Source organism: Novosphingobium sediminicola (genome assembly GCF_014196525.1).
Classification (GTDB): Bacteria; Pseudomonadota; Alphaproteobacteria; order Sphingomonadales; family Sphingomonadaceae; genus Novosphingobium; species Novosphingobium sediminicola.
In genome coordinates, this window is sequence record NZ_JACIDX010000008.1 from 251,654 (window position 1) to 273,203 (window position 21,550).

Here is a 21,550-nt window from a genome sequence, read left to right on the forward strand (position 1 = left end):
GTCAAACCGCCGCCATCCCATGTAAAAATGGCGTTATGTCAGACATAAAGGCTGCCATGCCGCCGTCGAGGGGCGGTTATTGTCTGGGTTATGCGCATGCTGCAATGCACACAAATCCAATCGGATCAAAAATATTCGGCCATTTGCCGTTTCCTACGCCCCAGTCGCCTATTTCCTGCCCAAGAGGCCTCGACGGGGAGCGCTTGTGCTGATAGCGCATAGGTATGTTATGCAGCCAATGCATTCGAATTTACACTTGCATTTGGCACAGGTGAGGAACGCGATGACCCAAGACACCCTTTCCCCCGATTCGGTTCTGACCGCCCCGACCCGCAACCAGCGCCTGATCGACTGGGTTGAGGAGGTCGCCGCGCTGACCCGTCCGAAGGATATCGTATGGTGTGACGGCTCGCAGGAGGAATGGGATCGCCTGACCTCGCAACTGGTCGATGCCGGCACGCTGGTGCGTCTGGCACAGGACAAACGCCCCAACAGCTTCTACACCCGTTCCGACCCGCGCGACGTGGCGCGCGTGGAAAGCCGCACCTTCATCTGCTCGCAAACGCCCGAAGGCGCAGGCCCGACCAACAACTGGCGCGACCCGGCCGAAACCCGCGAAACGTTGAACGGCCTGTTTGCCGGGGCCATGGAAGGGCGCACGATGTATGTCGTGCCCTTCTGCATGGGCCCGCTGGGTTCGGAAAGCAGCGTGGTGGGCGTCGAGCTGACCGACAGCGCCTATGTCGTGCTCTCGATGCGGATCATGGCGCGCATGGGCCAGCCTGCTCTCGACATGCTGGGTCGCGACGGCTTCTTCGTCCCCTGCATCCACACCGTCGGCATGCCGCTGACCGAAGGCGTCAAGGACGTGGTCTGGCCCTGCAATGATGACAAGTGGATCGTCCACTATCCCGAAACGCGCGAAATCTGGTCCTATGGTTCGGGCTATGGCGGCAATGCGCTGCTGGGCAAGAAGTGCCTGGCGCTGCGCATCGCCAGCGTGATGGCGCGCGATGACGGCTGGCTGGCCGAACACATGCTGATCCTGAAGGTCACCCCGCCCGAGGGCGAGGCGCATTATGTCGCCGCCGCCTTCCCCTCGGCCTGTGGCAAGACCAATATGGCGATGCTGGAATCCACCCTGCCCGGCTGGAAGGTGGAAACCATCGGCGACGACATTGCATGGATGCGCCCCGGCAAGGATGGCCGCCTTTATGCGATCAACCCGGAAGCGGGCTTCTTCGGCGTAGCGCCGGGCACGGGCGTGGAGACCAACAAGAACGCGGTCGAAACACTGTATGCCAACGCCATCTACACCAACACGGCGCTGACCGCCGATGGCGATGTGTGGTGGGAAGGCCTGACCAAGGACGTGCCCGAGGGCATGACCGACTGGCAGGGCCAGCCCTATGATCCGGCCAGCGGCAAGCCTGCGGCCCACCCCAACGCGCGCTTCGCGGTGCCCGCCGCGCAATGCCCCTCGATCGCGGCGGAATGGGAAGATCCGGCGGGCGTGCCGATCTCGGCCTTCCTGTTCGGCGGCCGCCGCGCCACTTCGGTGCCGCTCGTCACCGAAGCGTTCGACTGGAACCATGGCGTTTACCTTGCAGCCAACCTTGCCTCGGAAGGCACGGCGGCGGCGGAAAACAAGATCGGCGCGCTGCGCCGCGATCCCTTCGCCATGCTGCCCTTCTGCGGCTATGCAATGGGCGACTACTTCAAGCACTGGGTCGATATGGCCGGCAAGGTTGCCCATGGCGGCGCCAACCTGCCCAAGATCTATCTGGTCAACTGGTTCCGCAAGAGCGGCGGCAAGTTCCTGTGGCCCGGCTATGGCGACAACATCCGCGTGGTGAAGTGGGTGATCGAGCGCGCACAAGGCAAGGCGCAGGCTACCGAAAGCGTCATCGGCCGCCACCCGGTCGAAGGCGGGATCGACCTGTCGGGCCTGAACATCACGCCTGAGCAGTATGCTGAGCTGATGACCGTGAGCGTCGATGGCTGGCGCGAGGAAGCTGAAGGCAATGGTCGCGATCTGGCCGCGCTGGGCGCCCTGCCCGAGGCAATCCTTGAACAGCAGGCCGCGCTGGAGGCCCGTCTGGCCAAGGCCTGAATTTCGGCCATCCGGTAAAAACGAGACCCCCGGTGCGATGCGCCGGGGGTTTTGCTTTGAGCGCGAGCGGTAAGACTTTTACCCCTTGCGCCCAATCGCCCCACCGGCCCACAGCGCCGCCCAGATCAGCACCGGTTGCGCCACCATGCGCGGGCCATGATAGGCCCAGCCAAGACCATGATCGGGACGCGCCAGATCCATCATCATATGGTGGATATTCGCAGGCCACACGCAAAGCGCATAGGCGGCCAGCCCCCAGCCCGCCGCCATGCGCAACCTTGGCCACCAACCCTGCATCAAGCCCGCCGCCCCCGCGATTTCAGCAAGGCCGGTCAGCGCAATCACGGATGCGGGATGCGGCACCCAGTCGGGCGTGATCCGAATAAAGGGCGCAGGCATCATCAGATGCAGCACCCCCGCCGCCAGATAAAGCATCGCCAGCAGCGTTCGAACGATCCGCCTTGCAATCACCATCGACAGCCATCCCATCCCGATCGCCAAAGTGATGCCTTGCTTAGCAGTCGCCCGGATGGCCGTCACCTTGACGAAGCACGGCGCGACATGGCGCAAATGGGTGGTTTGGAAACATGGAGCGGGTGAAGGGAATCGCATAGGCTAATTTCTCAACATATCTACAATATCTTAAATTGACCACTGCCCAACAAAGGCCACCATTTGTGCCCCACAAAATCGTTGTGTTCGAGGGTTCGATTCCAGGTGCTTAAATAGCTCCACGAATGTCCGTCAGCTTCCGCTCCCACGCCAGAGCATGGCTAACAATCAGGTCGAGATCTGCTGAGTTGCACTGTTAGCGATGCGAGCGCGGCACCTTGACGCGGCGTAACTATGCGGTTGCGGAATGGTGGCTTGGATATCGTATTGGGTCGTGGATTTCCTTGATGGCGGGCACGACGACGGAGATGTCGAGGTAAGCTTCGCTTTCCAGGAAGTGCTCAGTTTCAGGTCCTGACCTTGGCTTGCCCAGGACGGGAAGTCCTTTTTTGTCGACGCAATAGATGAGGATCGGGAGCAAAAGCCCATGGTGAATGTTGCTTCGATTGAGGAGTGGCTTCCAGTCCTTCATGTTGAGGTTCATCGCGGCGTAGAAGCCCTGGCACCATGGGCGCGGATCAATCCGGCCATCAGCCTTGACGGCAAATTTGGGAGCGTATTCGTGAGGCCTGTTGAAGAAGGTCTCGTTGATACGGTTATGGACCACTGCCACCGAGGCGAACACGGCGAGCTCGAGTTCCGTACCGTTGGTCAGCACATCGAATGGCAGCCCCACAGCCGGACAGATCCAGTACTGCGGATCCGGGAACGGCGGGCCGGTCAACGCCGCCGTCGCAAATCCGTCGAGCGCGGACATCGTGCGCACCAGCGGTCGCCGATTGACCTTGACCGCCAGCCAGGCTTCCAATTCCTCGTCGGGCAGGGCGAGTTTATCAAAACCGCTCATGCGGCCATGTCGATCTGTGGTGAGCGCACTGCTGGTTTCCAATTCCAGGCAAGAAGTTGGTCAAGGCCGTTGTTCTTGACCTCGCCCGAGACGATGCGGATCAGCACGTCATTGAGCCAGGTGAACGGATCCAGTCCATTTAGCTTTGCTGTCTGAAGCAAGGATGCCAACACCGCCCAACTCCGTGCTCCGCCCTCGTTACCGGCGAACAGACTATTCCGGCGTCCAAGAGCAATCGGGCGCATTTGTCGCTCGATCATATTGTTATCGACCTCAATCCGTCCATCTTCGAGGAACAGGATCAATCCATGCCAGTGATCATGGGCATAGCGGATATGCTCGGCCAGCGTCGATTTTGCCGAGAGACGCGGCAAGGTATCGTCGAGCAGCGCCTTGAGCTTTTCCATCACCGGTTGGGATTGCTCCTGCCGGAACCGACGGCGATGCTCGGCGCTGGTTCCGCGTATCTCCGCCTCGATCCGATATATCTCACCAAACAGCTTGATGAACTGCTCTGTGAGCGGCGATTTGGTGCTCTTGTAAAGGTCCACGAAGCGACGGCGAAGGTGAGCAAGGCAGAAGGCGAGTTGGATCGGTCCAGCACCACGCCCGGGATTGGCGAGGTGCTTGTAGGCACCATAGCCATCAACCTGCAGCACACCGTCATAGCTGCGCAATTGCTCAGCGATCTCAAGGCCACTTCGCGAAGCTGCATGGATATAACAGACTCCTGGTGGAGCCGGCCCGTTCCACGGTCGGTCATCGATGCCATGCGCCCAGAACTGATCGATGCGCACTTTACCTCTCCCCGGATCAAGCACCGGCATGCGGGTCTCATCGACGTAAATACGCGCCTGGCTATGGACGAACTTCAGTTGGCGGTCGAATAAGCCATCCAGCCACCAGGCTGCGGACTTCACCATGCGCGATAGCGTTGAACGATCAATCTGCAGCCCATGCCCTGACAACATCTGAGCCTGTCGGTAAACCGGCAGATACCAGGCGAAGCGCTGTGAAACGACCCAGGCAATGAACGACGTTGTCGCCATGCCGCCTTCGATCATCCGGCGCGGCGCGGGGGCCTGTACGACCCCGCCTTCGCAGGTCTGGCAGGCATATTTGGGGCGGACGGTGGCGATAACACGCAAGATCGCCGGCACGATGTCGAGGGCCTCGCTTATGTCCTCGCCGATTTTGTGCATGACGCCCTGGCAGCAGGTGCATTGAGTGCTGGCCGGTTCGATCAAATGGATGACGCGCGGCAGATGTTTGGGCAAGGCGCCGATATTACGCCGCGCTTTGCGTTTGGCCGTCTTGGGCGCAGAATCATCATTGGCTGCAAGCGGTGTCGAAGCGACGCTGCTCAGATCGCCCAGATCCAGACAACCTTGTTCGTCGAGAACGACCCGCGCTTTTTCCGTACGCGAGCCGAAGAGCATCGCCTTGTAGGTGTTCAATTGGCGGTTCTTCGCCTCCAGCTCAGCTTCCAACTCGGCCACCCGGTGGGTCATGGCCTCGAGGGCTTTCGCCAGATTTTCCAGAGTGTTCGTCACCCCTGATTTATAACCCAAAGCCTGCACCAAGCCCAGTAAAATAGCGCTTTTCAGCCAACCAGTTCCGGCTTTTTCACTGGAGTTTGCTCAAGCCTGCGCCAGTCCATTCCGCCCAGCAACAAGGCCATTTGCGCAGACGTCAGCTTGATCACCCCGTCCTGAACGGGCGGCCAAATGAACTTTCCGGCCTCAAGCCATTTGCTCATCATGCACATTCCTGAACCGTCAAAATGCAAGAGCCGCAAACGATCTACCCGCTTCGAGCGAAACACATAAACCTCGTTTGAGTAGGGATCCCGGCCCAACTCATTGGCAATCAGCGAAGCAAGTCTGTTGACCCCGGCACGAAAGTCGATCGGGCCGGTTACCAGCACAACCCGAAGGTCGCTGCTCCAGCCAAACGTCACGAGCGCAGAGCGTCAAATACAGTGCGCAACACTGCGCGCTCCACCCGGCCTCGTATCAAAATACGCGCGCCGCCGATCTCGATCTCCAGATCGCATCGCGTTGGCGTGACGCTGTCGTCCACCTCCATCGGAACCATCGAGATCGCGTCCATTGCGCCACGATCACGCGCAGTTCGGCGCCAATAGTGAAGAAGCCCCAGGCTAACGCCATGGCGCCGCGCGATAGCCGACACGTTGGCCCCAACTGCAAAGCTTTCCGCGGTAATCTGCGCCTTCTCTTGCGGCGCCCACCTCCGGTTCCTGCGTTGCGGACCCAAAACAGTCGCGCCCCCTAAACCCGTATTGCCACTGTGCGGCACACTGTCCCAATCCCTATTCGCACCCTGTGCCGCATGGTCCAAATCGCCGTTCAATCCGTCGGTCTCTTCTTCAAGCACTGCCGCCGTCCCACTGTCTCGTCAGCCAGTGTCATTGGCTCATCTATGCCCGCCGTCCATGTGGAATGGTCGCATCGCTAACGTTGCACTGAAAATTGGCTCTGAATCAATCGCGGTAGGGACGCCCGTTACCGGGCGCGCCCCGCACAGATCCGGACTAGCTGTCCGGCCCCACTCATCCTTGGGAAACCGGACACCTGCACAAACGCGTCGAGTGTTCGCGCAGAACGAAACCATCATGCCCGACACGCTTATGCAGGCGTCCGGGCCGTCGTATTTAACCGCTGGACTCTCGTTATGATCGAGGGACTGCCGGGGAACAGCTCATTCAGAACCCTTTTTGCACGCCGATCCACATCGTGAAGTGGCATAACACGTCGTCGAGCTCGGAAGGCGCGCGCTTAAAGCGTTTGCGTAGTGGTTGATCACCGGCTAGGAATTTTATCCAATTGCCTATGGAGCTGACGAAGGATTGTAGTTCCAATGTTTACCGCGCCTCCTGCTGGAGCTTCATCAAGCCAGCCGCAGTTTCAACTTTTTGTCGCTAAAATCGCACTGTCTCTTTTTTTGATATCAGGCAGCGGATTTCTGGGTTTCTTGCCAATTGGAAACGTGCTGAGGCTTATTTTCATTGTTCTGCAGGTTACGATAGCGTTTTATGGCATTGGCATCGCCTTTATCAGGCAGCATATTGTTGTTGCATCCCTATCGCTGATTATGATGCTGGCTATCCCATTTTACGCTTATGTTTTCAGCATGGCCGCACGACAGCCCTTCGTTCCGGTATCAGGCGGGGATTACCTGCCCATTGGCCTAACTTCGCTATTCTATCTGGTCCTGCGCAATGGGCAAGGACAGGATTTGGTAAGATTTTTGATGCGGGTCTCTGCGATCTACGCCGTGGCTTATATCCTGCTCTGGGCGGGCGTTACTTTCGGGCTCGTTCATCCCGCAGACGGTGCCAAGATCGTGCTGAAAAGCGGTGGGGATACTGAACGCGGTGACCGCATTGCCCTCCTCAGCTGTTTCATTATCTTTGGCATGTTTTGCGCAACCGCTTCTTTTGTACGATCCTTGCGTTTCCTAGCGTTAGTGCAAATTGCATTGTTTGCGATATGCCTATTCCTTTCGGGATCAAGGTTGATTTCGGCCATGACAATACTGGCTTTTGGATTGTATCTTGTAACTCAGACATCGCAACTGGTTCGTACCGTGTTTTTCCCGATTTTTTTAATTGGCTTCCTGACCACTTGCTTCATGATTATCACCCATTCGTTCAATCCTTTTGACAGCTTTGTTAACGAGAATACGCGGTTTGGCGACGTTTCAGCTTGGGCCCGGTGGAAGGACATTGCGCTGACCAACGCGTTGATCCCGGATCACTGGGTTTTTGGGCTAGGTCTGCCCAACGGGGTTGAGGGCTATGGACCGATCACACATGTAAATTATTTTTACACACAGGATATCGGCATTCTAGGAGTATTTATGACATTCGGGGTCTTTGGCCTGCTCCTCTATGGCTTTATCTGTTTTGCTGCTTGTTTTGGATCAGACAAGTTGCAGATTGACCCGATCATGAAGATCGGTCTCAATCTTACCGGAGCCGTGTTGGCAGTCTACAGCCTACTCGCCCCGGTTTTCACTGGAAGCGCCATCCCCTTTGCCGCTTTGTTTATGGCGCTGGTTTTCTGGCAGCCTGCGTCGTTCGAGGTAGAAAACTGACAACTCTCAGGTTCGTTGCCTGTCGTCCGCCTAGCCTAGCCCGGCAGATCGAGATGACCCTAGACCGTATGATCAGTGTGTGTCTGTGAGAGGTGGCTTGGAAAAACTGGACAGTGGGCTAAGTGGATTTTCTGCCTGAAGGGAGCCATGGTGGCCGCCAGACAGGAGCAGAGATGAGCAGACGACCCCGCCGTAATCACAGCCCAGCGTTCAAGGCGAAAGTGACGTTGGCAGCAGTGAAGGGCGAGAAGACGCTGGCGGAGCTGGCGCAGCAGTTTGACGTTCACGCGAATCAGATCACGACTTGGCGCACGCAGTTGCTGGAAGGCGCAGCCGGTGTGTTTGGCGGCGAGAGTGCCGAAGAGAACGCCGAGCCTGCCGTCGATGTCAAAACGCTGCACGCCAAGATCGGCGAACTGACGCTGGCGAATGATTTTTTAGCAGGCGCGCTCGGGAAAGCAGGTCTGTTGCCGAGCGCAAAGCGATGATCGACCGGTCGCACAGCCTGCCGGTTTTGCGTCAGGCCCGGGAACTGGGGAGTTAGCGGTGCGAGTGCGGCACCTTGACGCGGCGTAACTATGCGGTTGCGGAATGGTGGCTTGGATATCGTATTGGGTCGTGGATTTCCTTGATGGCGGGCACGACGACGGAGATGTCGAGGTAAGCTTCGCTTTCCAGGAAGTGCTCAGTTTCAGGTCCTGACCTTGGCTTGCCCAGGACGGGAAGTCCTTTTTTGTCGACGCAATAGATGAGGATCGGGAGCAACAGCCCATGGTGGATGTTGCTTCGATTGAGGAGTGGCTTCCAGTCCTTCATGTTGAGGTTCATCGCGGCGTAGAAGCCCTGGCACCACGGGCGCGGATCAATCCGGCCATCAGCCTTGACGGCAAATTTGGGAGCGTATTCGTGAGGCCTGTTGAAGAAGGTCTCGTTGATACGGTTATGGACCACTGCCACCGAGGCGAACACGGCGAGCTCGAGTTCCGTACCGTTGGTCAGCACATCGAATGGCAGCCCCACAGCCGGACAGATCCAGTACTGCGGATCCGGGAACGGCGGGCCGGTCAACGCCGCCGTCGCAAATCCGTCGAGCGCGGACATCGTGCGCACCAGCGGTCGCCGATTGACCTTGACCGCCAGCCAGGCTTCCAATTCCTCGTTGGGCAGGGCGAGTTTATCAAAACCGCTCATGCGGCCATGTCGATCTGTGGTGAGCGCACTGCTGGTTTCCAATTCCAGGCAAGAAGTTGGTCAAGGTCGTTGTTCTTGACCTCGCCCGAGACGATGCGGATCAGCACGTCATTGAGCCATGTGAACGGATCCAGTCCATTTAGCTTTGCTGTCTGAAGTAAGGATGCCAACACCGCCCAACTCCGTGCTCCGCCCTCGTTACCGGCGAACAGACTATTCCGGCGCCCAAGTGCAATCGGGCGCATTTGTCGCTCGATCATATTGTTATCGACCTCAATCCGTCCATCTTCGAGGAACAGGATCAATCCATGCCAGTGATCATGGGCATAGCGGATATGCTCGGCCAGCGTCGATTTTGTCGAGAGACGCGGCAAGGTATCGTCGAGCAGCGCCTTGAGCTTTTCCATCACCGGTCGGGATTGCTCCTGCCGGAACCGACGGCGATGCTCGGCGCTGGTTCCGCGTATCTCCGCCTCGATCCGATATATCTCACCAAACAGCTTGATGAACTGCTCTGTGAGCGGCGATTTGGTGCTCTTGTAAAGATCCACGAAGCGACGGCGAAGGTGAGCAAGGCAGAAGGCGAGTTGGATCGGTCCAGCACCACGCCCGGGATTGGCGAGGTGCTTGTAGGCACCATAGCCATCAACCTGGAGCACACCGTCATAGCTGCGCAATTGCTCAGCGATCTCAAGGCCACTTCGCGAAGCTGCATGGATATAACAGACTCCTGGTGGAGCCGGCCCGTTCCACGGTCGGTCATCGATGCCATGCGCCCAGAACTGATCGATGCGCACTTTACCTCTCCCCGGATCAAGCACCGGCATGCGGGTCTCATCGACGTAAATACGCGCCTGACTATGGACGAACTTCAGTTGGCGGTCGAATAAGCCATCCAGCCACCAGGCTGCGGACTTCACCATGCGCGATAGCGTTGAACGATCAATCTGCAGCCCATGCCCTGACAACATCTGAGCCTGTCGGTAAACCGGCAGATACCAGGCGAAGCGCTGTGAAACGACCCAGGCAATGAACGATGTTGTCGCCATGCCGCCTTCGATCATCCGGCGCGGTGCGGGGGCCTGTACGACCCCGCCTTCGCAGGTCCGGCAGGCATATTTGGGGCGGACGGTGGCGATAACACGCAAGATCGCCGGCACGATGTCGAGGGCCTCGCTTATGTCCTCGCCGATTTTATGCATGACGCCCTGGCAGCAGGCGCATTGAGTGCTGGCCGGTTCGATCAAATGGATGACGCGCGGCAGATGTTTGGGCAAGGCGCCGATATTGCGCCGCGCTTTGCGTTTGGCCATCTTGGGCGCAGAATCATCATTGGCTGCAAGCGGTGTCGAAGCGACGCTGCTCAGATCGCCCAGATCCAGACAACCTTGCTCGTCGAGAACGACCCGCGCTTTTTCCGTACGCGAGCCGAAGAGCATCGCCTTGTAGGTGTTCAATTGGCGGTTCTTCGCCTCCAGCTCAGCTTCCAACTCGGCCACCCGGTGGGTCATGGCCTCGAGGGCTTTCGCCAGATTTTCCAGAGTGTCCGTCACCCCTGATTTATAACCCAAAGCCCGCACCAAGCCCAGTAAAATAGCGCTTTTCAGCCAACTAGTTCCGGCTTTTTCACTGGAGTTTGCTCAAGCCTGCGCCAGTCCATTCCGCCCAGCAACAAGGCCATTTGCGCAGACGTCAGCTTGATCACCCCGTCCTGAACGGGCGGCCAAATGAACTTTCCGGCCTCAAGCCATTTGCTCATCATGCACATTCCTGAACCGTCAAAATGCAAGAGCCGCAAACGATCTACCCGCTTCGAACGAAACACATAAACCTCGTTTGAGTAGGGATCCCGGCCCAATTCATTGGCAATCAGCGAAGCAAGTCTGTTGACCCCGGCACGAAAGTCGATCGGGCCGGTTACCAGCACAACCCGAAGGTCGCTGCTCCAGCCAAACGTCACGAGCGCAGAGCGTCAAATACAGTGCGCAACACTGCGTGCTCCACCCGGCCTCGTATCAAAATACGCGCGCCGCCGATCTCGATCTCCAGATCGCATCGCGCCGGCGTGACGCCATCGCTCACCTCTACCGGAACCATCGAGATCGCGTCCATTGCGCCACGATCACGCGCAGTTCGGCGCCAATAGTGAAGAAGCCCCAGACTAACGCCATGGCGCCGCGCGACAGCCGACACGTTGGCTCCAGGCTCAAAGCTTTCCGCGGTGATCTGCGCCTTCTCCTGCGGCGCCCACCTCCGGTTCCTGCGTTGCGGACCCAAAACAGTCGCGCGCCCTAAACCCGTATTGCCACTGTGCGGCACACTGTCCCAATGCCTATTCGCACCCTGTGCCGCATGGTCCAAATCGCCGTTTAATCCGTCGGTCTCTTCTTCAAGCATCGCCGCCGTCCCACTGTCTCGTCAGCCAGTGTCATTGGCTCATCTATGCACGCCGTCCATGTGGGATGGTCGCATCGCTAACACTGGGGATCAGCCGCAGCAGCGTGTAGTATCTGCCCGCGCCGGTGTCGCCCGCTGACCTTGGCATCATGCGGCGCATGGACGAATTGCATCTGGAGTATCCCTTTGCGGGCAGTCGCATGCTGTGCGACCTGCTGCGTCAGGAGGGCATCGAGATCGGGCGTTGCCATGTCGCGACCTTGATGAAGAAGATGACGATAGAGGCGATCTACCGCCGTCCCAACACGTCGGAACCGACACCGGGGCACAAGATCTGCCCGTATTTGCTGCGTAAATTGCCGATCACGCGACCGAACCAGGTCTGGGCAACCGAGATCAGCTACGTCCCATGGCCAAGGGTTTTGTCTATCTGGTTGCCATCGTGGACTGGTTCAGCCGCAAGGTTCTGAGCCGCCGGGTATCGATCTCGATGGAGGCTGATTTTTGCGTCGAGGCGCTGGAGGAAGCGCTGGTATGTTACGGCAAGCCGGAGATTTTCAACACCGATCAAGGCAGCCAATTCACCAGCATGGCCTTCACCGGCGTACTGCTGCGCGAGAGGATTGCCATTAGCATGGACGGCAGGGGCGCCTGGCGCGACAATGTCGTGGTCGAGCGTCTGTGGCGATCGGTGAAATATGAGGAGGTCTATCTCAAGGCCTATGCCGCAGTCAGCGAGGCACGAGCATCGATCGGCCGATATCTGCGTTTTTATAATGAGAAGAGGCCGCACTCGAGCCTTGCCGCAAGAACTCCCGACCAAACCTATTTTGACAATCTGCCCGATAAGATGGCAGCATGACCTTGGCCGCCAATCCGGGGCCTCATTCCAGTCGGGCTACGCCCTTCTTGCATGACGCTCCGGATTGGCATCTTGAGACTACAACCGGCAGACGATCCACTTATCCGTGGTTAATCGCTGTCCAGGCTAACCAGGCCACCTCTGCTTGGCGCAACCAGATTGTGTCGATGTGAGCCTTTATCTATATAAGCGGTGACAAACGATCGGCAAGGAACTGGTATGTGGCGATCCATCTGCATTGGCTTGCTTAGCATCTTTGGTGTAGGGGAGATAGCTACAGAAACGTTGGAACGTTCTGCGGCGCAATCGACCGCCCCTTTGATCAGCGCTTTTCCCGAACAGGCTTGGGTGGATGATGACCGACCCTGGACTTTTTACTGGAAAAGCGCAGTCAGTCCTTCCGAGGCAGAGCGTGCTCAAATAGGCGATCAAGAGCAACGCGGTCCATTACTGTGCTGCCAAGGTATGGATCATCTCTCTTTGCGCCTCGGTGAACCTGGGCCCGGTGCCAAGGCGGTGAACGTAGCACTGATACACCGCCCCCTTCTGAATCATAACGCACACAGGGCGCTTAGGCTGATGACTTTTGGCGATAGCCTTGCCGAAATATCTCTGCCCACTGCGCTGAGACAGCGGCTTCAAGCTCTTGGGTTCCAGCCGGAAATGCTAGGTACCACGTTGAGCGGACAATGGCGAGGCCAGCAGGACCGTACGGAAGCACGTGGCGGCAAGCGCATCACCGACTTGCTCTACTTGCGGCCCTTGTCTGCCGCAGATGATAATACGGTTGAGCCCCTGCCGCTAGGTGCCGAGGCTCGCTACCTCGCCTTGCCAGCCACCGGCATGCACATGCTTTCACGCAAGCATTATAATCCATTTCTGCGTCGCGCCACCGGGGCGAACCTCGATGGTTCAGCGATCGATCATAACCTGATCGTCAAAAGCCTAAATACGGGCTTCGTTGGACTTAGTCAGACAGTTACTTTGGGTGGCACGGAGGCAAGGATAGTTGGCTTTGTCAGCGGTGCGTATGGCGGCGTTGGCGTCTATCGGCTCGACCGCAGCGTGAGCGCATACTCCGGTAACATAATCTCAACAGAATGTGCCCGTTGCGTGGCCAATGGTGAAGTGTTCGACGTGCGATTTTACCTCCAGCGCTTTGGTTTAAGCGATCCAGACTGGATTATTATTTCGGCTGGCACAAATGACTTTTTGAACCTGATGCACGGCGCGAATGGCCTAGCCGATCTTGCGCAGGTGGTGCGTTTCGGCGTTGATAGACTTCACGGTGCCTTTCGCTTGGCCTTGCCAGAGGCGCATATCGTCTTCTTCAACGCAGCCCTTGGCTCTAATCCGCAGTTCCGCAGCTTCGAGCCCAATCACCGTTTGCTGATGCGAGTAACGCGCGATGCAGTGAAGCAGAGCGCTGATCCGCTCAGCCATTGGATCAACGCCGCGATCTGGCAGTCGGAGAGCAGCGACTGGTCGATCCATCCGGCGGGCCAAGATTTGGAAGCAGAGGCCAACACGATCGCAGATCTGATCGCAACCGTGCAGGCCGAATGGCCTTCTTCCATAGGACAGTCGCGCGGAATAAGCACATCGCGGAAGATGCCTTCATCAAAGTGAGAACAGCATGATCATCGCAGACCAAGGATCGATACAAGCCCGGCTAACTCGTCGGCATATGCTGGCCGCTGTGGGGGCCGGAATGGCTTCGGCCTGTATCCGTCAGACGGCACGGGCCACTGCACAGTCACGGTTTCGGCAACTGCCTGACCGGATCAGAGGTATCAACTTCGAGAATGCCACCGTTCAACCTCTTGGCGGGATGATTGACCTGATAAAGGAGTGGCATGTCAACACCGTGCGTATCAACATCAAGGTTCCTCGATCTAAAAGCGCGGAGCTTTGCCGGGGCGGCAGCTTATTAGGCACTGCGTTGGAACATGACGCGTTGCCCTTAATCGATCCCTTGGTAGAGGGCCTAGATCAGGCTGGCATTTCTACTATCCTGTCGGGCGACCAGTTCGAGGGACGATGTGATGGTCCGGAAAGCTCGTTGACGGGTGATGCCTATGCCGATTTGGTAACGGGGCGGACGCAGTCCCTTTGGGACAAGGTCATTCGTGGCGGCCATCTAGCCTCGCGATCTTCGATCGACCTGTTGAATGAGCCACACTACGCCCATTCAATGATACCGGGTGCCAACGATGCGTGGTGGAAACGCATGGCACCGCAACTGATCGATGACGTCCGCAGGATAAACGCTGCAGTGCCGATTTTCGTAATGCCTTGGCCATGGGGTTTTCCTTCCGGTTTCAAAGGGCTGGACCGGTTGGCCGACGATAAAGTTATATATGCTTTTCATTTCTATTCACCACATACCTTCACCCATCAAGGCGTCAGCAAGCCGTTCGACTTGGCCCAAGCCGTCACCTATCCAGGACAGATCGCGGAATTTGCCAACGAGCCATTGGTACGCTGGGATAAGAACCAGATGTACCAAAGTATTCGTCCTGCGCTTGATTTTCGCGACCGACACAGGGTGCGTATGGCCGTCACCGAATTTGGCGTGACCCGCTGGTCGCCCGGCGCAGATGCTTGGCTAAACGATGCGATCAGCATTTTTGAGGCCGAAGGCTTGGACTGGATTTTTCATAGCTATGGATCATGGGTTGGCTGGAATCCCTCCTACGCCCCCGATCCCAAGGTGAGCGCCCCGCCCTATAAACTGGATGGCGGTTATAATTCTGCAAGCCATCAAGTAATGATGCAGGCCTTTCGGAAGAATTTTGCAAGATAAATCAGGCGTAGCAGGTAACGCGGTTACGCGCTCCTGTGGAGTTTGGCCGCTAAGTTGAGCTGGACACCCTCTGTGGTTGCCGCCCGTAGTGCAAGATGATTCTGGCCTACGTGGGCGTGATCGAGAGCGCGCTGTAGCGCGACAAACTGGATGATGATTGCGCGACAATCAGTATGAAAATGTGATTGTCGCGGCGCGTCGCTCAGTGCCTGTTTTGATTGTCGCTGGCAAGCGTGTTGCCTCACGAATGAATGTTCCCGAGCGGCATGGTCATTGCCTCACGTAAACGCTTACTACCATAACCTCACCTGACGGGATACCGTGCAACGGAGCCGAAGGCGAAGTGGAACGGTATCCCGTCAGGCGGCGCTTGTCAGATCCTCGCCGTTTGGCTTGGCGATCATGGCATGGCCGGTCGGATCCGGCTCGTCGCCGAATACCAGAGACCATGCATTTTCACTCCGCCACCCTTTGAGGCGACGCTGCACTGTTCTAAGCAGTCCGCTGGGGTAATCGCCGGGTTGTTCCCGTTGCAATCGTTCGAGCAGCTCTCGGCCTATTTTCCCCGGGTCATCTTCGAACCAGACGCGTAACGGGTCGGTGACCTCGACGAGAGGATCGGGTCGGCGGCGCCCGCGCTTCTGGGGTTGCTTTTCCTTCGCGGTGGGTCGCGCCTCGGAACCTTGCCACAATGTTCGCAGGCTCGCCATGAACGCATCGAGTGGCAAGGGAACCGAATGCCCCTCGGCGGGCGTCGCATCAGCCAGAATCACCAGCTTCTCCTGCGCCCCCCGGATGTCGCGCAGCAGTTTCACCGGGTCGAGCCCGGCGAAGACACTGCGTAGCCGTTCACGGGTCTCTTCGCAGGTGCGAGGGTCGTCCAGCAGACGTTGATACGGGGTTGCAGGTGCATGGTAGCGTTTGTAAACTTGGGCGCCCTCCCGGCGCTTTTCCGCCAGCTTGAACGAAGGCTGGAAAAAAATTCACGAACAGGCGCGCCGCCGCATACAACTCGGCCAACGCCCTGGCTGCCTCAAGACCTTCAAAACGCCGATAGCCCACCAGGCGGCGTACAACCGAGCCATTCTTCTGCTCAACGTGGGCCTGATCGTTCTTCCGATACGGTCGGCAACGGGTGAACTCTATCCCAGCTCCCATGCAATAGTCCCGAACGATCTCGTTGATAAACACACTGTCATTGTCGGAATCAAATCCCAGCAAGGGAACGGGCATCAACCCTCGCAGCTGAGTGAGTACAGCTACCAGCAGCGTCTGTTCGCGCACCAGCAGCGGCGCGCATTCCGTCCAGCCGGTAGCAATATCGGTCAGCGTGAATGTCCAGACCCAACTTCCTTGGCGATTGGACCGCTGTGCGACACAAGATCCACCTCGAAGTGGCCCGGCGCTGGATCGTCCCAGTCGGTGAATGTCCGGATCGGAATACTGCGCCGCAACTCGCTGCCAGCAACGCCCCGCCGCCTTCGCCGGCCCGGCGCCGCGTCTCGCGCGCTACGCAGCGCACGGTCGATCGTCGCTGCGCTCATCTGCAGCAGCTTCTCCCGCACCGCCGGATCAAGTGAATGGTGGCCATGGCCCTCCATTGCTTCAATGAGGATTGGAACCAGCGGCTTCAGTCGCTTGCCGCAAAGCCGATCGCTGGTCTCCCATAGCACAATCAGGGCGGCGCGAACCGCCTCGTCATAGATTTGCCGCCCAGGTCGCGCCTTCTCTCGTGCAGCAGCAGAAGAAAATCGAAGCAGCCGCATCGCATGGCGGCGATGATATCCCGTCACCGATACGAACTCGTCCAAAACCCGCCCCTTCTGCTCACGATCCGACGAACGATACCGCTCGCCGACTGCCGCTACCAGCTCTCGCCGTGTCGTCATGCTGACCTTCCTCATCATTCTCTCGCGGACCGCGTCGGGAGCACTTTAGATGAGGCAACGGCATCTCACAGGGGAGCAATTCTGGCGAGGCAATGCGTTTCTCATCCAGATCGCCGCGCAACAAGCAGGATCTCCGTCAGACGGCCAAGGTGACCAATGCCTTGCGGCACAGCATAGCCGAATTCGTATAAATGCGCACGTAGAGCGTTCACCAGGTCGGTCCGTTGGCGGACAAGTTGCTTCCTCGTCCGGAACAGGATGGCGCGCGCTTGCTGTTGCTCAGATTTGACCTCGACGTTGCGCATTTCGGGGCGCTGGGCGCTGGGCAGCCTCCACGATCGCTTCCGCATCGGCGGCATCATTCTTGTGTCGCTTCACTAATCGCGAGGTCGCCATAATGCGGAGCGCCACCCATAATTAATTGAATTCAAGAAATTTTTATCACTCTTCCTCAGCATTATTCTGGAAGAAGTTGCGTTGAAATTTGACGTTTTGGTTTAGGAGGCGGTAAAATTCTCTATCTGCTGAGCCAAAGACCGCGCTTTGCACGGACGAATAATGCGCAGAAAACTCCGGGGAATACGCCGGAAATTGGAGCTTTCCGGCTATTCCTCCGCATTATGGCGACCTCATGATTAGTGAAGTTATGGCGAGGTGAGCATAATTTGACGAACGGCTTCACGTAACGAGGTGCGATCAGCTTCATTTCGTGTCCCAGGCGCTGCATCTCACGTGCCCAATAATGACTGCTGCCGCATGCCTCCGTCGCAACGATACATGGCTTTTGGCCGCCCATGAAGCGGTGGAACTGGCTTCGGCTCAGCTTCTCTCGGAGCGGAACTTCCCCAGTCCGCGAAGCACCGTGCAGTTGGAAAACATGTTTTGCCAGATCCACGCCAATCACTGTATCTGCCATCATGGTTGCCGTCCTTCCATATCAGTGGCCTACAGAACCACTTTTTTGGCACATTGCGATGCCGTCTGGGGAGGGCGGCAACCACTCCATCTGCAAAAACCGGTAGCGGTTTGAGGGCTATGATGATTCATTGATCGGGAAAGATCATGGAACCGACTTATGGATCCCAAATCCCTGTTCAGTTTGAGCGATCACCTTGATGCCTTGAGCAAGGATGGCGATCCGCTGGAGGTTTTGCAGCAGGCGGTGGATTTTGAATATTTCCGGGCCTGGCTTGTTGAGGGGCTGGGCTATGGCGATGGCTCAAAGGGCGGCCGCCCGCCTTTTGACCCGGTGATGATGTTCAAGGCCCTGATCCTGCAGGCGCAACACAACCTGTCCGATGCGCGCATGGAGTTCATGATCCGAGATCGACTGAGTTGGTTACGGTTTCTGGGGCTCTCGCTTGGAGATCCTGCCGGTCTTCGGCTATAAATCCCACATCAGCATAGACCGGCGCTTCGGTTTTATCCGTGGCATGGCGGTGACTTCGGCGTCAGCGGCCGATGGGCGCCTTCTTCGTCAGGTTGTCAGCACGGACGACACCAGTTCCCAGGTTTGGGCCGACAGCGCCTATCGCTCAAAGCGCAATGAAAAGTGGCTGTCGGATCGCATGCTGACGTCCCGGATCCATCGGCGCAAACCCATGGGCATGCCAACGTCAAAGGCAACCGCGCGGGCCAATGCCGCCAAATCCTCGATCCGGGCCCATGTCGAACATGTGTTCGCCCATCAGAAGAACAGGTTCGGCCTGTTCATCCGCACCATTGGTCTGGCCCGCGCCGAGGCGAAACTGACCCTTTGCAATCTGGCCTACAATTTCAATCGGCTGATCTTCCACGAACGCCGGGAGTGTATGGGGTGAATCTGCCCCAAATCCGGCGCTATGGTCGGAAGGCCCGGATAGAATAACCCATATAGACAAAATGCATCATATCTATGTGCCAATACCGTCGATGGCATCCTACCAAAGCCTGTCAGCAATCAAATTAGCCGGTTTTTGCGGGTGCCCAGCTGAAATTTCATGTTTCAATCGAGCTCGAAAAATGTATAAATTACGGAATGGGTAGGTCAAATTTCCGACGCGACATTCAAGGTCTGCGTGCGCTTGCAGTTGTAGCGGTTGTACTCAACCACGCCCTCCCCAACCTAATTACGGGCGGCTTTGTAGGGGTCGACATTTTTTTTGTCATCTCGGGCTACCTAATCCCGCAAATCATTGTCCGAGATATCGAAGCTGGTGAATTTTCAGTAGCCGATTTTTATCGGCGGCGCGCCAGGCGCATTTTGCCAGCCCTGTTCGTCGTTCTTGTCACAACACTCGCTTTTGGATGGCTAATTCTGCCGCCATCAAATTACAAAGAGCTGGCGCGAACAGCGATTTCAACTTCTCTTTTTGTCTCAAATTTTGATTTCGCTAAGCTTACCGGCTATTTTGATGGAGCCGCTGATCTAAAACCGTTGTTGCATATGTGGTCTTTGGCGGTTGAGGAGCAGTATTATATTATATTTCCGCCATTTCTTTACATAGCGTGGCGATATCTCGGGCGGCGGAATGCCTGCGCGATACTTTGGTTGCTGGCAATCGTCGCGCTGGGTGCCTCCGAGATCGGCAGGCATTTTTTTCGCCATGCCGCCTATTATCTCCTCCCATTTCGCGCAGTTGAATTGTTGATTGGAGCACTTTTCAGCATTTGTGGGCTTCCCGCCCTGCAAAATGCACGCATGCGCCATGCTACATCGTTGCTGGGTCTTGGCATGATGCTCGCCGCGATAGCTTTCTTTAGTCCGACCACACCGTTTCCTGGCTTAGCGGCACTGCTGCCTTGTATAGGTGCTGGGCTATTCATTTATGCTGGGGTATCAGATCAAACTATTGGTGGTCGGCTTTTGTCATTCAAGTCAATTATTTATGTCGGCGCGATTTCCTATTCATTTTACCTTTGGCATTGGCCGATTTTGGCTTTTTTGCGCAATCTAACAGTCGCGGAATTACCGATTGCATGGGCTATTAGTGCCGTATCCGCTTCGCTCGTACTGGCCAGCCTCTCCTATCATTTTATCGAACAGCCATTTCAATCACCCTGGGGGCGCAATCTCCCCTACCTGAAGCTAGCCGTCGTTGAGACGGGTGTTGTGGTGTTGATGAGTGCCGCTGTTTATTTATCCAATGGCTTACCTCGGCGGTTTTCGCCCGCAGCGCAGCAGATGTTTGCCGCAAGTCAAGACTATAATCACCGCCGGGATTCTTGCCACAACGGTGGTAGTCCGGTTGGCATAATCTATTCTAAATCCTGCGTTTTTGGCGCCGTTAGCGCAAGGCCCGACCTAGCTGTGTGGGGTGACAGTCATGGCTCCGAACTCGTTGCTTATTTAGGTGAACGGGCCAGCCGCCGAGGGCGATCTGTTCGAGAGTTGACATCTTCGGCTTGCCCCCCAGCGTTGCACATTAATGTTCCAGACAGGCCCTATTGCAGCAAAACAAATCAAGGCACGCTCGAAGCCCTCATTCATGATCCCGCAATTCGCACTGTGGTTCTAACAGCCAATGGCATTCGCTATGATGACAAAATTGGCCTAGAAACAGGAATGCGAGCGTCAGTTGAGGCGTTGATGCTAGCTGGAAAACGGGTTGTGTTAATCAAGCAAATACCCCTCATGCCTTATGACATATCTGAAAGGGCGGGTTTGTTTACGCAACGAGGCCTGTCACTGGATGGTTTAGGCTTGCCACGCAGCACGGCTCTTGCTCAAGTCAAATCTTACGATGCTTTTATAGATGCACTTGGCCGGGAAGACAATGTCGATATCTATGATCCCAAGTCCGCACTGTGCGCCTCAAATTTCTGCCATGCTGTCATTGGAGGGGCGGACATTCTCTATTTCAACTCAGAGCACTTGAGTATCGTAGGTGTTAGTTTTGCATTTAAATCATTAGCCGATATTTTGTATCAATCTTAGAGGCCGTTTGGGAAATCGGTTTTTGGGGTTGCCACGGTGGGGATGGTCTGATTCAGGCTCTGGATGTGGACGCAACAGAGCCGGGGGCGGATGGCCCAGATTGCCAAGAAGACGAAACGCTATCCCAGCGACCTAACCGATGAGGAATGGGAGCGCATTGCGCCGTTGATGCCCAAGCCGGGGCGGCGCGGCCGCCCTCGCGAAGTGGATTTTCGCGAGGTGATCAACGCGGTGCGCTATCTCGTGCGTTCGGGCTGTGGCTGGCGGATGCTGCCGGTTCATTTCGGGGCGTGGCAGACGGTCTATGGCTGGTTCCGGGAATTGGCGCGCAGGTTTCTCTTCCAGACGATCCACGATATCGAGTTGATGCTTGATCGCGAGCGTTGCGGGCGGGAGCAAAGTCCGAGCGTGGGCGTGATCGACAGCCAGTCGGTCAAGGCTCCAACGGCGGAAAAGCGCGGGTTTGACGCGGGCAAGAAGGTGCTCGGGCGCAAGCGGCACATCGCCGTCGATACCGATGGCCGACTGCTGATGGTCAACCTCACCACGGCGGATATTTCCGACAGTGCTGGCGCCCAGGCAATCCTCGATGGCGTTCGCAAGCGCTGGTCTTGGGTCAAACATCTCTTCGCCGATGGGGCTTACGATCGCCTCAAGCTCATGGACAAGGCCAGCTATCTGGACTTCGTCGTCGAGGTCATCCGTAACGGCCCGATTGAGGCCGCCTGACGATGTTAAGCGACGTCGTTATTGACGTCGTTATGTACGTCGTATGCGGTGGAGGCTGTTTTGGTGGTT

General features: G+C 57.1%; 14 protein-coding genes and 7 pseudogenes. 9 read left to right on the forward strand and 12 right to left on the reverse strand.

Going from position 1 to position 21,550, the window contains the following annotated elements; genetic code table 11:
- Nucleotides 1-283 precede the first annotated feature (283 nt).
- Nucleotides 284-2,113 (forward strand): phosphoenolpyruvate carboxykinase (GTP), encoded by a 1,830-nt coding sequence (locus GGR38_RS12185; RefSeq protein ID WP_183625870.1) that lies wholly within the window; start codon nt 284-286, stop codon nt 2,111-2,113.
- Between the two features lie 78 nt (nt 2,114-2,191).
- Here GGR38_RS12185 and GGR38_RS12190 read toward each other — a convergent pair whose 3' ends face one another.
- From GGR38_RS12190 to GGR38_RS12210, 5 genes are all read right to left on the reverse strand, one after another.
- On the reverse strand, nt 2,192-2,602 hold the full coding sequence (locus tag GGR38_RS12190; protein ID WP_183625872.1) for a DoxX family protein: 411 nt from the start codon (nt 2,600-2,602) through the stop codon (nt 2,192-2,194).
- 355 nt (nt 2,603-2,957) lie between these two features.
- Nucleotides 2,958-3,572, reverse strand: a complete 615-nt coding sequence (locus tag GGR38_RS12195) for a UPF0149 family protein (protein ID WP_183625874.1) — start codon at nt 3,570-3,572, stop codon at nt 2,958-2,960.
- Nucleotides 3,569-5,083 carry an IS66 family transposase gene (gene tnpC / locus GGR38_RS12200; protein WP_221227091.1) on the reverse strand — a complete coding sequence of 505 codons (1,515 nt, stop codon included), beginning with the start codon at nt 5,081-5,083 and terminating at the stop codon, nt 3,569-3,571. The genes GGR38_RS12195 and tnpC (GGR38_RS12200) overlap by 4 nt, the downstream gene beginning before the upstream one ends.
- 92 nt (nt 5,084-5,175) lie before the next feature.
- Nucleotides 5,176-5,532, reverse strand: a complete 357-nt coding sequence (tnpB, locus tag GGR38_RS12205; protein WP_183625876.1) for an IS66 family insertion sequence element accessory protein TnpB — start codon at nt 5,530-5,532, stop codon at nt 5,176-5,178.
- Entirely contained in the window at nt 5,529-5,969 is a 441-nt protein-coding gene (locus tag GGR38_RS12210) for a transposase (RefSeq protein ID WP_183625878.1), read from the reverse strand. Before GGR38_RS12210 ends, tnpB (GGR38_RS12205) begins: the two co-directional genes overlap by 4 nt.
- A gap of 483 nt (nt 5,970-6,452) precedes the next feature.
- On the opposite strand from GGR38_RS12210, the gene GGR38_RS12215 reads away from it, so the two are divergent.
- Both GGR38_RS12215 and GGR38_RS12220 read left to right on the forward strand, forming a co-directional pair.
- Nucleotides 6,453-7,691: a hypothetical protein gene (locus tag GGR38_RS12215; protein WP_183625880.1), complete on the forward strand. Its 1,239-nt coding sequence runs from the start codon at nt 6,453-6,455 to the stop codon at nt 7,689-7,691.
- 173 nt (nt 7,692-7,864) lie between these two features.
- Nucleotides 7,865-8,226 (forward strand): annotated as a pseudogene (locus tag GGR38_RS12220) (transposase); the annotation flags it as partial.
- Nucleotides 8,227-8,267: 41 nt separating this feature from the next.
- Here the strand turns inward: GGR38_RS12220 and GGR38_RS12225 are convergent.
- The 4 genes from GGR38_RS12225 to tnpA all read right to left on the reverse strand — a co-directional run bounded on the left by GGR38_RS12225 (nt 8,268) and on the right by tnpA (nt 11,279).
- Complete coding sequence (locus tag GGR38_RS12225; RefSeq protein ID WP_183625882.1) at nt 8,268-8,882, reverse strand: UPF0149 family protein; 615 nt, start codon at nt 8,880-8,882, stop codon at nt 8,268-8,270.
- A complete protein-coding gene (gene tnpC / locus GGR38_RS12230) occupies nt 8,879-10,393 on the reverse strand; it encodes an IS66 family transposase (protein ID WP_221227092.1) in 1,515 nt (504 codons plus the stop codon). The genes GGR38_RS12225 and tnpC (GGR38_RS12230) overlap by 4 nt, the downstream gene beginning before the upstream one ends.
- 92 nt (nt 10,394-10,485) lie before the next feature.
- On the reverse strand, nt 10,486-10,842 hold the full coding sequence (gene tnpB, locus GGR38_RS12235) for an IS66 family insertion sequence element accessory protein TnpB (protein WP_183625876.1): 357 nt from the start codon (nt 10,840-10,842) through the stop codon (nt 10,486-10,488).
- Nucleotides 10,839-11,279 (reverse strand): IS66-like element accessory protein TnpA, encoded by a 441-nt coding sequence (gene tnpA / locus GGR38_RS12240; protein WP_183625886.1) that lies wholly within the window; start codon nt 11,277-11,279, stop codon nt 10,839-10,841. The genes tnpB (GGR38_RS12235) and tnpA overlap by 4 nt, the downstream gene beginning before the upstream one ends.
- A 110-nt stretch (nt 11,280-11,389) precedes the next feature.
- Between tnpA and GGR38_RS12245 the strand changes: the two are divergent.
- From GGR38_RS12245 to GGR38_RS12255, 3 genes and pseudogenes are all read left to right on the forward strand, one after another.
- Nucleotides 11,390-12,141, forward strand: a pseudogene (locus GGR38_RS12245) (IS3 family transposase); the annotation flags it as partial.
- A gap of 579 nt (nt 12,142-12,720) precedes the next feature.
- Nucleotides 12,721-13,770, forward strand: coding sequence for an SGNH/GDSL hydrolase family protein (locus tag GGR38_RS12250; RefSeq protein WP_183625888.1), 1,050 nt, complete (start codon nt 12,721-12,723; stop codon nt 13,768-13,770).
- 7 nt (nt 13,771-13,777) lie between these two features.
- Nucleotides 13,778-14,947 carry a glycoside hydrolase family 5 protein gene (locus GGR38_RS12255; protein ID WP_183625890.1) on the forward strand — a complete coding sequence of 390 codons (1,170 nt, stop codon included), beginning with the start codon at nt 13,778-13,780 and terminating at the stop codon, nt 14,945-14,947.
- 359 nt (nt 14,948-15,306) lie between these two features.
- Here GGR38_RS12255 and GGR38_RS12260 read toward each other — a convergent pair.
- From GGR38_RS12260 to GGR38_RS24620, 3 pseudogenes are all read right to left on the reverse strand, one after another.
- Nucleotides 15,307-16,851 (reverse strand): annotated as a pseudogene (locus tag GGR38_RS12260) (integrase catalytic domain-containing protein).
- A 122-nt stretch (nt 16,852-16,973) separates the two neighbouring features.
- Nucleotides 16,974-17,217: pseudogene (locus tag GGR38_RS24170) on the reverse strand (IS110 family transposase); the annotation flags it as partial.
- A gap of 283 nt (nt 17,218-17,500) precedes the next feature.
- Nucleotides 17,501-17,617 (reverse strand): annotated as a pseudogene (locus GGR38_RS24620) (IS110 family transposase); the annotation flags it as partial.
- Between the two features lie 294 nt (nt 17,618-17,911).
- On the opposite strand from GGR38_RS24620, the pseudogene GGR38_RS12265 reads away from it, so the two are divergent.
- The 3 genes and pseudogenes from GGR38_RS12265 to GGR38_RS12275 all read left to right on the forward strand — a co-directional run.
- Nucleotides 17,912-18,656, forward strand: a pseudogene (locus tag GGR38_RS12265) (transposase).
- 197 nt (nt 18,657-18,853) lie between these two features.
- Entirely contained in the window at nt 18,854-20,752 is a 1,899-nt protein-coding gene (locus GGR38_RS12270) for an acyltransferase family protein (RefSeq protein ID WP_183625892.1), read from the forward strand.
- A gap of 63 nt (nt 20,753-20,815) precedes the next feature.
- A pseudogene (locus GGR38_RS12275) lies at nt 20,816-21,457 on the forward strand (IS5 family transposase); the annotation flags it as partial.
- Nucleotides 21,458-21,550: the final 93 nt, after the last annotated feature.